General features: G+C 68.5%; 11 protein-coding genes. 5 read left to right on the top strand and 6 right to left on the bottom strand.

Annotated elements, in window-relative coordinates:
* A partial coding sequence (locus VF536_RS13465; RefSeq protein ID WP_331615361.1) for a cupin domain-containing protein occupies positions 1–645 on the bottom strand: 645 nt, incomplete at its 3' end.
* 173 nt (positions 646–818) lie between these two features.
* On the opposite strand from VF536_RS13465, the gene VF536_RS13460 reads away from it, so the two are divergent.
* The 3 genes from VF536_RS13460 to VF536_RS13450 are packed head-to-tail and all read left to right on the top strand — an operon-like array spanning position 819 to position 3,298.
* On the top strand, positions 819–1,370 hold the full coding sequence (locus tag VF536_RS13460) for a carboxymuconolactone decarboxylase family protein (RefSeq protein ID WP_331615360.1): 552 nt from the start codon (positions 819–821) through the stop codon (positions 1,368–1,370).
* A gap of 57 nt (positions 1,371–1,427) precedes the next feature.
* Positions 1,428–2,636, top strand: a complete 1,209-nt coding sequence (locus tag VF536_RS13455; RefSeq protein WP_331615359.1) for a PAS domain-containing sensor histidine kinase — start codon at positions 1,428–1,430, stop codon at positions 2,634–2,636.
* Complete coding sequence (locus tag VF536_RS13450) at positions 2,633–3,298, top strand: response regulator transcription factor (protein ID WP_331615358.1); 666 nt, start codon at positions 2,633–2,635, stop codon at positions 3,296–3,298. The genes VF536_RS13455 and VF536_RS13450 overlap by 4 nt, the downstream gene beginning before the upstream one ends.
* 10 nt (positions 3,299–3,308) lie before the next feature.
* On the opposite strand, the gene VF536_RS13445 is transcribed toward VF536_RS13450, so the two are convergent.
* From VF536_RS13445 to VF536_RS13425, 5 genes are read right to left on the bottom strand one after another with little or no spacing between them, the layout of a single operon-like run.
* Positions 3,309–3,653 (bottom strand): copper-binding protein, encoded by a 345-nt coding sequence (locus tag VF536_RS13445; RefSeq protein ID WP_331615357.1) that lies wholly within the window; start codon positions 3,651–3,653, stop codon positions 3,309–3,311.
* Positions 3,654–3,666: 13 nt separating this feature from the next.
* Positions 3,667–6,846 (bottom strand): efflux RND transporter permease subunit, encoded by a 3,180-nt coding sequence (locus tag VF536_RS13440; protein ID WP_331615356.1) that lies wholly within the window; start codon positions 6,844–6,846, stop codon positions 3,667–3,669.
* A complete protein-coding gene (locus tag VF536_RS13435) occupies positions 6,843–8,378 on the bottom strand; it encodes an efflux RND transporter periplasmic adaptor subunit (RefSeq protein ID WP_331615355.1) in 1,536 nt (511 codons plus the stop codon). Before VF536_RS13435 ends, VF536_RS13440 begins: the two co-directional genes overlap by 4 nt.
* Positions 8,375–9,631, bottom strand: coding sequence for a TolC family protein (locus VF536_RS13430; RefSeq protein ID WP_331615354.1), 1,257 nt, complete (start codon positions 9,629–9,631; stop codon positions 8,375–8,377). Before VF536_RS13430 ends, VF536_RS13435 begins: the two co-directional genes overlap by 4 nt.
* 53 nt (positions 9,632–9,684) lie before the next feature.
* Positions 9,685–10,068 (bottom strand): hypothetical protein, encoded by a 384-nt coding sequence (locus VF536_RS13425; RefSeq protein WP_331615353.1) that lies wholly within the window; start codon positions 10,066–10,068, stop codon positions 9,685–9,687.
* Between the two features lie 196 nt (positions 10,069–10,264).
* Between VF536_RS13425 and VF536_RS13420 the strand changes: the two genes are divergently transcribed.
* Both VF536_RS13420 and ntrB read left to right on the top strand, forming a co-directional pair.
* Positions 10,265–11,677: a CmpA/NrtA family ABC transporter substrate-binding protein gene (locus VF536_RS13420; RefSeq protein WP_331615352.1), complete on the top strand. Its 1,413-nt coding sequence runs from the start codon at positions 10,265–10,267 to the stop codon at positions 11,675–11,677.
* 13 nt (positions 11,678–11,690) lie between these two features.
* Entirely contained in the window at positions 11,691–12,605 is a 915-nt protein-coding gene (gene ntrB, locus VF536_RS13415) for a nitrate ABC transporter permease (protein WP_331615351.1), read from the top strand.
* Positions 12,606–12,608: the final 3 nt, after the last annotated feature.

The raw sequence follows: 12,608 nt of genomic DNA, 5'->3' as shown, positions 1-12,608 counted from the left end.
GGCCATGCGCTCCAGCGACCACGCCTCGCCCGGCGCCTCGTGGACCGCCGCCAGCGCGAGCGCGACGCGCGGGTCCGACAGGCCCGTCACCAGACCCGGCTGCACACCCGCCTCCGCCGGATGGTCGATGAGCCAGCGCAGCAGCTGGATCAGCACGACCTCGAACAGGCGATCTGCCAGCACGCGTTGCCCGCAGCGCAGCCGCTCGGTCTCCGAGAACAGCAGCTGCAGCGACATCTCCAGCCCCTCCACGCGCGCCAGCGGGAGCAGCACCAGCGGCGGCAGCGCGCGCACCAGCGGGTTGAGCGGACCGCCGTCGAACTCCAGCTCCGCGCAGGTGAAGTCGGACCCCTCGCGCGGCGGATTGCGGAACTCGTGCGCTACCGGGCGCGGATAGAAGAGCAGCGACGGCTCGTCCACGCGCAGCTTGCGCGGCAGACCCGCGCTGGCCGGATGGCGCAGCTCCATCTCGCCGCGCTTCATCACATGCAGGAAGCCCCGACCCGGCAACGGATCGAAAGGGTTCACCCCGCACAGCGGTCCGACGTGGAACAGCCGCGCGCGGACGCGGAAGTGCTCCAGCAGCGACGACAGGCGGTCGATCGGTGGAAGCGAGGCAGTCGATGGGGATGAGGCGGCAGCCATGGACGTTTGGATGCGTTTTATGGATGAAACGCGGCCAATGGTACTCCTTCGAGGACCACACTGACGTCCAGCAGCAGACGAACACCACGCCACTGCCTGACGTCTCCTACGACGTCATCGACGTCATTGACACCCGCCGACATCCACCGGCACCAACCCTGAAAGGAAACCTCATGTCCACCACTTCCCGCGTCGCCCTCGTCGATCCCAAGCAAGCCCAAGGCGACGCCAAGGTCGCTCTCGACCAGATCCAGGCCGCCTTCGGCGGCACGCCGGCGATGTTCCGCGCCGTCGCCAACTCACCCGCCGCCATCAAGAGCCTGTGGGGCAGCTTCGGCGCCCTGGGCGGCGGCGTGATCCCCGCCAAGCTCGGCGAGCAGATCGCCGTCGCCATCGCCGATCGCAACGCCTGCGAGTACTGCCTGGCCGCGCACACCGCGCTGGGTCGCAAGGCCGGCGCCTCGTCCGACGAGATGGCCGCCGCGCAGATGGGCGAGTCCGCCGATCCCAAGACCGCCGCCGCGCTGCGCTTCGCGCTAAAGGTCGTCAACGACCGCGCCCAGGTCAACGACGCCGACGTGCAGTCGCTGCGCGATGTCGGCTTCGACGACGGCGCCATCGTCGAAATCCTCGCGCACGTCGCGCTCAACCTGTTCACCAACTACGTGAACGTCGCCTTCGCCGTGCCGGTCGACTTCCCGTCGGTCAAGCTGCGTCGCGCCTGAGCACGTCTGAGCGCAGTCGGCGGTCGACGTGGCACATCCCTTGCACACCAGCGGGGCATGTTCCCGCCGACCGCCCTGCCCGCTCCCGCCGCGACCGCCAGCGCCGTCGACGACCTGGCCTCGCCCGACGAGGCCGCGCGCCGTCTGGCGCTGCTGCTCGAAAGCACCGGCGAGGGCATCTTCGGCATCGACATGGATGGCCGATGCACCTTCGTGAATCGCGCCGCCTGCGACACGCTGGGCTGGCGCACCGACGAGGTGCTCGGCCGCAACATGCATGCGCTGATCCACCACTCGCATGGCGACGGCAGCGGCTATCAGGAATGCGATTGCCCGATCTTCAACGCCTTCCGCCGCGGCGACCCCTGCCGCATCGACGACGAGGTCCTCTGGCGCGCCGACGGCAGCGCCTTCCCGGCCGAGTACTCCAGCTACCCGCTCTTCGAGCACGGCGAGGTCCAGGGCGCCGTGGTCACCTTCGTCGACATTTCCAAGCGCAAGCTCGCCGAGGAGCAGCTGCGCGCCAGCCACGACCAGCTCGAACGCCGCGTCGCGGAGCGGACCTCGCAGCTGCGCGAGCTCGCGCATCACCTCGAGGCCGTGCGCGAGACCGAGCGCAAGCGCATCGCCCGCGAGATCCACGATGAACTGGGCTCGCTGCTGGTCGCGCTGAAGATGGACGTCAACTGGCTGGAACGCCGCGTCGGCGACATCGCGCAGCGCGACACGATGGTCGCGAAGTGCCATCGCATGGGCGGACTCGTCGACACCGCCGTGGACGCGGTCGGCCGCATCATCACCGACCTGCGCCCGAGCATCCTCGACCACCAGGGCCTGTGGGCCGCGCTGGAGTGGCAGGCGCAGGAGTTCCAGCTCGCCGGCAACGACGAGCGCGAGGTGCGCTTCCGCATCTTCGTCGCCGCCGACGTCGTGCCGCCCGAAGGCGGGCTCGCGATCGCGGTGTTCCGGATCTTCCAGGAAGTGCTCTCGAACGTCGCGCGCCACGCGAGGGCCTCGCACGTGGACATCCGCATCGACGTCGACGCACCGCCGCAGCCGGTGCTCTACCTGCAGGTCAGCGACGACGGCATCGGCGCGCGCGACGAGGCGCTCAACGACGCCCGCAGCTACGGCGTGCTCGGCATGCGCGAGCGCGCGGCGCAGTTCGGCGGGAGGCTGGGTATCGCCAGCGCGCCGGGGCGCGGCACGACGGTGCGACTGGTCATGCCGCTCGAAGGCGCGGCACCGCAAGGGACATCGCCATGACGATCCGCGTGCTCATCTGCGACGACCATCGCATCGTGCGCGAGGGCATCAAGCAGATCCTCGCCGAGGCCAGCGACCTGCGCGTGATGGGCGAAGCCGCCAACGGGCCCGAGGCCATCCAGCAGGTGCGCGTCGGTGCGGCGGCCGGCGCCGGGCCGGACGTCGTGCTGCTGGACATCGCGATGCCGCAGCGCGACGGGCTCGACATCCTCAAGGCGCTACGGAGTGAGTTCCCCAAGCTGCCGGTGCTGATGCTCTCCACTTATCCGGACCGGCAATACGCGGTGCGCAGTCTCAAGCTGGGCGCGGCCGGGTACCTCAACAAGAGCGCCGACAGCGAGCAGATGATCGATGCCGTGCGCACGGTCGCCAAAGGACGCCGATTCATCACGCCCAGCGTGGCCGAGCATCTGGCCGCCGCCATCGGCGACGGCTTCGCCGCGGACGACACCGTGCCGCTGCATGAGGTGCTGTCGCATCGCGAGCACCAGGTCTTCCAGATGCTCGTCGCCGGACGCAGCGTCGGAGAGATCGCGGAACAGCTGGTGCTGTCCTCCAACACCGTGTCGACCTACCGTGCCCGCATCCTTGAGAAGACCGGGGTGCGCAACGACGTGGAGCTGACGCTCTTTGCCGTGAGGCGGGAGTTGCTCGCACCCTAGCGGCCCGGGATTAGCGCCGCTTGAGCTCGGTCACCGTCGCCTTGCCCTTGATCATCTCTGCCTGGAACTCGACCTGGTCGCCGACCTTGAGTCCGTCGAGCAGCTTCTTGTCCGCGACGTCGAATCCCATCGTCATCCCCGGCATGGCGAGGTTGGGGATATCGCCATGCCGCAGGACGAGCAGGCCTTTGACGGGGTCGACCTTGCGTATCTCACCTTGCACCAGCGGCATGGCGGCGGAAGCAGCCGCTTTGCCCGGCATCGGCATGGCCGTCGCGCCTGGGGTGCCCTGGGCATGGGCCTGCGACCCGGCAAGGGCGAGCAGCGCGGCGGCAAGCGTGTTGATGGTTCTCATCGATGAAACTCCTTCAGGGTCGAGCGGGTTGGGAAGACGAAGAATCGGAAGACGGGCCGGAGACCGGCGTCGCCGCGTTGCGACGACGCCGCAGCAGGTACCAGGCGGCCGGAACGACGAGCATGCTGAGCAGCGGTGCGGTCACCATGCCGCCCACCATCGGCGCGGCGATCCGCGCCATGACCTCGGATCCCGTCCCGCCGCCGAGCAGGATTGGCAGCAGCCCCGCCATCACCACGGCGACGGTCATGGCCTTGGGACGCACGCGCAGGACGGCACCCTCGCGGATCGCTGCGAGCAGCGTCGCCTCGTCGTCCGGCTCGCCGGCCGCCAGGCGCTGCGCATGCGCGTTCTTGAGGTAGACCAGCATGACCACGCCGAACTCCGCCGCCAGGCCGGCCAAGGCGATGAAGCCCACGGCGGTGGCTACGGACACCGCATGGCCGAGCGCCCACACCAGCCAGAAGCCGCCGACCAGCGACAACGGCACGACGGCCATGACGAGCAGCGCGTCGCCCACGCCGCGGAACAGCAGGTAGAGCAGCACGAAGATCACGACCAAGGTCGCCGGCACCACCACCTTCAGCCGCTCGGTCGCGCGCTCCAGATACTCGAACTGGCCGGACCACGACAACGCGTATCCCGCCGGCATGGCCACCTGACCGGCCACCGCGGCCTGCATGTCGTGGACGACCGAGCGCAGGTCCCGCCCTCTGACATCGACGTACACCCAGCCGGACAGCCGCGCGTTCTCGCTGCGCAGCATCGGCGGCCCTTCCTCGACGGACACGCGCGCGACATCCCGCAGCAGCACGGTCGCCCCCTGGTCTGTGACGAACGGCAGCTGGCGCAGCCGCTCCAGCGAATCCCGGATCTCTCGCGGGTATCGGACGTTGATGGGATGACGCTCCCGCCCGGCGATCACCTCGCCGACGTTCTCGCCTCCGATCGCCGTCGAGACGATGGCCTGCACCGCGGCCACGGACAGCCCGTACCGCGCCGCGGCCGTGCGATCCACGTCGACATCGATATAGCGACCGCCGGTCAGCCGCTCCGCCAGCGCCGACGACACGCCGGGCACCGGTTTGACGACCGATTCGATCTGCGTCGTCAGCCGGTCCAGCGTGGCCAGGTCAGGACCGGACACCTTGATGCCGACCGGGCTCTTGATGCCGGTCGCCAGCATGTCGATGCGGTTGCGGATGGGCGGCACCCAGACGTTGGACAGCCCGGGGACCTTGACGACACGGTCCAGTTCCTCGACGAGCTTCTCCGGCGTCATGCCGGCGCGCCAATGCGCGCGGGGCCTGAAACGGATCGTCGTCTCGAACATCTCCAACGGCGCCGGATCCGTCGCGCTGTCCGCGCGCCCGGCCTTGCCGAAGACACTCTCCACCTCGGGCACCGTCTTGATGAGCCGGTCGGTCTGCTGCAACAGCTCCGCCGCCTTGGACGCGGACAGCCCGGGCAACGCGGACGGCATGTACAGCAGATCGCCCTCATCCAGCGGCGGCATGAACTCTCCGCCGAGTCGCATCAGTGGCACCGCCGTCATCGCCAGCGCCAGCGCCGACGCCACCAACGTCGCCTTGGGAAATCGCAGCACGGCCTCCAGCGCCGGCCGGTAGATCGCGATGAGCAGGCGGTTGATCGGATTGGCGGTTTCCCTCGGGATGCGGCCCCGGATCAGATACCCCATCAGCACGGGTACCAGTGTCACGGACAGGCCGGCGGCCGCAGCCATCGCATAGGTCTTGGTCAGCGCCAGCGGCGAGAACAGCCGCCCCTCCTGCGCCTCCAGCGTGAACACCGGCAGGAAGGACAGCGTGATCACCAGCAGCGAGAAGAACAGCGCCGGCCCGACCTCGACGGCCGCCTCGGTGATGAGCGTCCAACGCTCGGCGACTCCGGCCGGCCGGCCGTGCCGTGCTTCGAAGTGCTCCAGGTGCTTGTGCGCGGCTTCGACCAGCACCACGCTCGCGTCGACCATGGCGCCCAGCGCGATCGCGACGCCCCCCAGGCTCAGGATGTTCGCGCTCAGGCCCTGCCAATGCATCACGATGAAGGCCGTCAGCACCCCCACTGGCAAGGCCACGACCGCGACCAGCGCGGAGCGCAGGTGGAACAGGAACACCGCGCAAACCACCGCGACGACGATGAACTCCTCGATGAGCTTGTCGCGCAGATGGTCGACCGCGCGATCGATGAGCGTCGACCGGTCGTAGGTCTCCACGATCTCCACGCCCGGCGGCAGACCCGGCTTGAGCGCGGCGATCCTGGCCTTGACCGCCTCGATCGTCGTCCGCGCGTTCTTCCCGGAACGCATGACGATCACGCCGCCGGCGACTTCGCCCTCGCCGTCCAGCTCCGCGATGCCGCGGCGCATCTCGGGCCCGACCTGCACGAAGGCGACCTCCCGCAGCATCACCGGCGTGGCCCGCGCGACGCGGATCGGGATGTCGCGAAAGTCGTCCAGCGACTTCAGGAAGCCGCGCGATCGCACCATGTACTCGCTCTCCGCCATCTCCACGACGGAGCCGCCCGACGCCTGATTGGCGTTGCGCAGCGCGGCCAGGACGGCCTCCTGCGTCACGCCGAGCGCGCGCATGCGGTCCGGATCGAGGACGACCTGGTACTGCCGGACCATGCCGCCGAGACTGGCCACCTCGGCCACGTCCGGCACCGTCTTGAGCTCGAACTTCAGGAACCAGTCGTTGAGCGCGCGCAGTTGCCCGAGGTCGTGCGCGCCCGTGCGATCGACCAGGGCGTATTCGTAGATCCAGCCCACGCCGGTCGCATCCGGACCCAGCACCGCGGTGGCCCCCGTCGGCAGCCGACCTTGGACCTGGCCCAACGCCTCGCTCACCCGGGACCGGGCCCAGTACGGGTCGGTCCGATCGTCGAAGAGCACATAGACGAAGGAGTCGCCGAAGAAGCTGTAGCCGCGGACGGTCTTCGCGCCCGGGACGCTGAGCATCGTCGTGGTCAGCGGGTAGGTGACCAGGTCCTCGACCACCTGTGGCGGTTTGCCCGGATAGCTGGTGCGCACGATGACCTGCGTGTCCGACAGATCGGGCAAGGCGTCCACCGGCGTGCGTGCGACGGACCACAGGCCCGCGACGACCAGCATCGCGGTGGCGATCAGCACCAGGAAGCGGTTGCTGATGGACCAGCGGATGAGCGCGGCGATCATGGCGCACCTCCGATGCTGCGCACCGACACGAGTTCCCACTCCATGGGGCCGCCTTGCCTGAACTCGATACGAACCTTGTCGCCGGGCTTCACGTCGGCGAAGGCATGGGGATCAGGCTTACTGAAGCCCATGGTCATGCCAGGCCACTTCAGGGCCGGTACGGGGCCGTGCGACAGGGTGATGCTGTCGGCGTCGATGCTCTCGATCGTGCCCTCTGCGCGATACGTGGTCGCGGCGACAGCGGATTTCGGCGCGGCGACAGGGGCGGAAGCCATCGACGCCGCAGACTCGGCTGACACGCCAGGCGCCGCGTTCATCGTCCCCAACGAGGACTTTAGGTTTGCCTCGGAATCAATGAGGAACTGACCACTCGCCACCACCTCCTCACCGGGACGCACGCCGTCGAGAACCTCGACCTCGTTGCCCAGATCCACCCCCAGCTTGACCTCGCGCGGCTCGAAGGCGCCACCCTGTCGGCGGACGATGACGACGGCGCGTGCGCCGGTGCGGATCACGGCCTCGACGGGCACAACCAGCCGGGATGCGCTCGCGCCCGCGATCCGCAGGCGCAGCAGCATGCCGGGCACCAGCTTCCCGCTCCGGTTGTCGACCTCGAAGCGCGCCTGCAGCGTGCGCGTGTCGGCGCTGACCTGCGGAAGGATCTCTTTCAGTTCGCCGTTGAACACCTGTGCGGCGTCGGACTGCAGCGTCGCGCTGACCTTCTGGCCGCGAGCCAGGTGGGCAGCCTGGACCTCCGGCACCTCGACCACAGCCCACACCCGTTCCAGCCCGGCAATGCGGAAGAGCGTGGTTCCTGACGCCACCGCTACACCTTCGCGAACGCCCAGTTCCGCCACCACGCCGCTTGCAGGCGCATCGAGGGTGAAGCGTGCCTGGGCTGTCCCTGCCTCCTCGCTGTGCCGGACCAAGGTCTCAGGAATGGACATCGCCTTCAGGCGATCCCTTGCAGCCGCGATCAGTTCCGGCGCGGCGCCAGCGCGCTTCAGCGCGAGCAGTTCGTTCACGGGTCCCAGCCAATCCGGCGCGAAGATCGTGGCGAGCGGCTGCCCCTTCTGCACCGTGGACATGGGCGCCCGCACAAGCAGGCGTTCGACGTAGCCCGCGACGCGCGTCTGCACGGCGACGTTGAGCCTATCGTCGAACTGCACCGCGCCGACCGCGTCGAACGACGACGACACGTCGGCCATCTTCGCGACGACTGTGCGTACGCCCAGGTTCTGCTGCACCGTGGCGCCGATCCTGACGCCGACGTCCGCGGCTTCGTCGGCGTACACCGGCACCAGCTGCATGTCCATGAACGGGGACTTGCCAGGCTTGTCGAATCGGCGCCCCGGCACCATGGGGTCGTGCCAGTACAGCACCTTGCGCACGCTCTCGGCGGCGGAGGCCGCTGCGGGTCGACCATCGTGCATGGGGACGGAGCCGTCGACCGCTCGTCCAAGATAGAAGCCACCTAGCGCCAGCGCGGCGCCGATCGCCGCCAGCGAAACTACGACTGCTGCGCGCTTCATGGACGGTCTCCTTCGAGGCTGGCCTTGAACGCCAGCGACGCTTGCGCCCTGGCCAGATCGCGCTGGAGCGCAAGGAGCTTGCGCCGCGCCTCCAGTTCGGCGTGGCGCGATTCGAAGAGCGTGGTCAGCGGCACCTGGTTCGAGCGATAGGCGGCCATCGCCACGGCGGTGCGCTGCTGCGCCGGCAGGACGACCGAGGCCCGATAGCGGTCGACGCGTCCGGCCAGGCGCGCTGCTTCGGTCGCGCGTGCGCGGTACTCGCCAGCGGCCATGCGGGTCGTCTCCGCGAGCTGTGCCTCGGCCTTCTCCGCGAGGGCGAGCCTGGCCGCGAACTCGCGGTCCTGGCGTTGTGCCGGCGCGATCGCGAGCGGGATGCTGACGCCCACCGACACCATGTCCGGATAGCGCGATCGCTGCCCGTAGCTGACCTCCCAGGACCAGTCCGGATGGCGATTGGTTCTCGCCGACTCGGCGTCCGCGCGAGCCAGGTCGACGTCCCGCTCCGCGGCGACGACGGCAGGATGATTCGCCACGTACGCGGACTCGGTGGGCTCCTGCAGCGCTCCTGGCGTGGCCAGGTCATCGATGGGCACGCCGATCCAGCGTTCCAACGCGACGCGTGCGATCTCCAGCTGCTGACGCGCCTCTGCGGTCTCGTCCTCCGCCATGCCGCGCGCACCGGACAGTCCGAGCACCTCCTGGCTGGTTGCCATGGCCGAAGCGAGCCGCGCGCGGGCTGCCTCCAGCTCGTCATGGGCATGATGTTCCGCCTCCGTCACCAGCTCCAACGCAGAGCGCGCGAAGTAGACGTCCAGGTACGCCAGACCGGTCTGCAGGCGTACGTCGGCCTGCGAGGCCTGCGCGACTGCGGCCTCGCGTTGTACTGCGGCATCCGCGACGGCTTGTCGCGCTGCGCGTTTGCCAGCGGACAGCCATTCCTGGGAGATCCCGACGCGCTTCATGGTCATGGCATCCCGGCCGCTGAAGCGGTCGCTGCCTGATAGGGGCAGGTTGTCGATGCCGGCGCGCAGCACGGGATCCGGCAGTTGGGCGGCGACGCGCGCGGATTCGACTGCGCTTGCGACGCCGGCCCGGGCGGACCGGGTGGCTTCCGATCGCTGGACCGCCAGGCGCATGGCCTGGTCGAGCGAGAGAGAGGTGCCCTGACAGAGCAGGGGCAGGAATGCGGCAGCCAAGGCGGCTGCGCGCAGGGTGGTTCTTGGGTTCACGAGCGCTCCGAAGACGAACGACAACGAAGCCGGATGGCGGACATGCCGCACCGGCGCCAGTCAATCGACGGAGCTGATCAGACTCGCAGTCTGAGCGTGGAAAGGAAGAGGGGATCGGGCGGAGGTCGATCCTCGGCCGGCGTCGTCACCGAAGCCGTCAGTCGGCCGTCGTCGCCGACGTCGAAGGTCAGCTCCAGGATCGACACCACCAGGGCCGGCGCGAGGGTCGGCAGCTTGATGGGCTCGAACGACTGGGGCGTGTTGGACGAGTGTTCCGCGCACAGCGCGGGCTGATCCATGTCCATGCCTTCGCAGGGCGATCCGGACGCCACCATCTCGGCCATCGCCGCCATGTCCCGCTCTTGCGGGCAGACATAGTTGACCAACGCCAGCTGCGAGAACAGCAGCGACAGCGCCACGTAGCACGTGACGGTGAGGCGGTGGGCAAGGCGGCGAAGCATGAGTGGGCGGAGTGTAGCGGCCCTGCCCGATTCATGTCTCACGCGGGAGCGGTGAAACGATGGCGCTGCGGAACACAGTGTGGCGAGCGGGCTCCTGTAGTGCCAGCCCTACACGAGAACCACACCCAGCACGATGCCGCGATCCGTCGCGCTTTCCTAGAGTGGAGTCCTCCGTCCACCGACCTGGAAAGCAGCGATGAGCGACCTCCGCCACGACCCTTACGACGCCGATCGTCCGTTGCTGATGCGCTGCGCGTGCGGACGCCACGGCAGCGAGGCCGAGCATGCCCGCGAGCTGGACCGTGACCGCGCCTCGGCGACGTTGCGCCAGCGTGCCGATGTGATGGACACGGCGGACATCGAGGCCGAGTCCAACCAGTTCGTCGAAGCCGCGCTGGTGAAGGCGCTGTTCCCGCAGGACGCGCTGCGGCGTCGTTTCTTGCGCGCGGTGGGTCGCGGCAGTGCGATGGCCGCCATCAGCAGCGTGCTCCCGATCGCGCCGCTGCAGGCGATGGCGCAGGAGCGCGGTGCGCTGGAGAAGAAGGATCTCAAGATCGGCTTCATCCCCATCACCTGCGCGACGCCGCTGATCATGGCGCACCCGCTGGGCTTCTACGCCAAGCAGGGACTGAACGTCGAAGTCGTGAAGACCGCCGGCTGGGCGCTGATCCGCGACAAGATGATCAACAGGGAGTACGACGCCACGCACTTCCTCAGTCCGATGCCGCTGGCGATCAGCCTCGGCCTGGGCGCGACGGCCACGCCGATGAACGTGGCCACGATCCAGAACACCAACGGCCAGGCGATCACGCTGGCCATGAAGCACAAGGACAAGCGCGATCCGAAGTCATGGAAGGGCTTCAAGTTCGCCGTGCCCTTCGAGTACTCGATGCACAACTTCCTGCTGCGCTACTACGTGGCGGAAGCGGGTCTCGATCCCGACCGCGACATCCAGATCCGCGTCGTGCCGCCGCCTGAGATGGTGGCCAACCTGCGCGCCGGCAACATCGATGGTTTCCTCGGCCCGGACCCGTTCAACCAGCGCGCCGTGTTCGAGGAGGTCGGCTTCATCCACATCCTGTCGAAGGAGCTGTGGAACGGCCATCCCTGCTGCGCCTTCGGCACCAGCACCGAGTTCATCCAGAAGAATCCCAACACCTTCGCCGCGCTGTACCGCGCGGTGCTGACCTCCGCCGCGATGGCTCGCGAGGCCCGCAACCGCGAACTGATCGCCAAGGTCATCGCGCCGCAGGCCTATCTGAACCAGCCGGAGACGGTGATCGCGCAGGTGCTCACCGGCAAGTTCGCCGACGGCCTGGGCAACGTGAAAGTCGTGCCGGACCGCGCCGACTTCGACCCCATCCCCTGGCAGAGCATGGCCGTGTGGATGCTCACGCAGATGAAGCGCTGGGGCTACCTCAAGGGCGATGTGAACTACAAGCAGATCGCGGAGAAGGTCTTCCTGCTCACCGACGCGAAGAAGCAGATGAAGGCGCTCGACCAGGCCGTGCCGGACGGCGCGTATCCGAAGTTCAACGTCATGGGCAAGACCTTCGATCCCGCGCAGCCCGATGCCTACGTGGCCGGCTTCGCGATCAAGCGCGCGTGAGCGGAGATCGACGATGACTTCGCTGAACGCGCGCGCCGCCCTGCTCTCGCTGCTGATCTTCGGACTGCTGCTGGGCATCTGGCATCTGGCGACGATGAGCGCCGGATCCTCCTCGTCCGCCACATCCGCCGCGGCACCGGCGATGACGCCCGAGCAGATCGAATACGCGAAGCTCATGGGCAAGCCGGTGCCCGCCGACGCCAGTGGAAGCAGTGGAGGGAACGGCGCCTCGCCCGTGGCGACCAAGAGCGGCTTCCCGACCCTCGCGCAGATGGGCGCGACCGTCGTCCATCACCTCGCCGACCCGTTCTACGACAAGGGCCCCAACGACAAGGGCATCGGCCTGCAGTTGGCGTACTCGCTGGGGCACGTCGCGCTGGGCTACCTGCTCGCCGCGCTGGTCGCCATCCCGTTGGGCTTCGCGATCGGGATGAGTCCACTCATCCACCGCGCGCTCGACCCTTTCATCCAGGTCCTCAAGCCGATCTCGCCGCTGGCGTGGATGCCGCTGGCGCTCTACACGATCAAGGATTCGGCCGCGAGCGGCATCTTCGTGATCTTCATCTGCAGCGTCTGGCCGATGCTGATCAACACGGCCTTCGGCGTCGCCGGCGTGCGCAAGGAGTGGCTCAACGTCGCCCGCACGCTGGAGGTCCGCCCGTTGCGTCGTGCTATCGAAGTCATCCTGCCCGCCGCCGCGCCCACCATCCTCACCGGCATGCGCATCAGCATGGGCATCGCCTGGCTGGTGATCGTCGCGGCGGAGATGCTGGTCGGCGGCACCGGCATCGGCTACTTCGTCTGGAACGAGTGGAACAACCTCAGCCTGCCCAACGTGGTCTTCGCGATCCTGGTGATCGGGCTCGTGGGCATGGCGCTGGACGGGGTCTTCGCCCGCGCGCAGAAGGCGGTGACCTATGCGGATTGATCC

It is taken from the genome of Roseateles sp., from assembly GCF_036486225.1.
Classification (GTDB): Bacteria; Pseudomonadota; Gammaproteobacteria; order Burkholderiales; family Burkholderiaceae_C; genus Roseateles.
This window is presented reverse-complemented; position numbering and strand designations above follow the sequence as displayed.

Coding starts and splice junctions, on each gene's coding strand:
- VF536_RS13440 (WP_331615356.1), bottom strand. CDS start 6,846: ATGATCGCCGCGCTCATCCGCTGGTCCATCAGCAACCGCTTCCTGGTG.
- VF536_RS13425 (WP_331615353.1), bottom strand. CDS start 10,068: ATGCTTCGCCGCCTTGCCCACCGCCTCACCGTCACGTGCTACGTGGCG.
- VF536_RS13445 (WP_331615357.1), bottom strand. CDS start 3,653: ATGAGAACCATCAACACGCTTGCCGCCGCGCTGCTCGCCCTTGCCGGG.
- ntrB (WP_331615351.1), top strand. CDS start 11,691: ATGACTTCGCTGAACGCGCGCGCCGCCCTGCTCTCGCTGCTGATCTTC.
- VF536_RS13420 (WP_331615352.1), top strand. CDS start 10,265: ATGAGCGACCTCCGCCACGACCCTTACGACGCCGATCGTCCGTTGCTG.
- VF536_RS13455 (WP_331615359.1), top strand. CDS start 1,428: ATGTTCCCGCCGACCGCCCTGCCCGCTCCCGCCGCGACCGCCAGCGCC.
- VF536_RS13460 (WP_331615360.1), top strand. CDS start 819: ATGTCCACCACTTCCCGCGTCGCCCTCGTCGATCCCAAGCAAGCCCAA.
- VF536_RS13450 (WP_331615358.1), top strand. CDS start 2,633: ATGACGATCCGCGTGCTCATCTGCGACGACCATCGCATCGTGCGCGAG.
- VF536_RS13435 (WP_331615355.1), bottom strand. CDS start 8,378: ATGAAGCGCGCAGCAGTCGTAGTTTCGCTGGCGGCGATCGGCGCCGCG.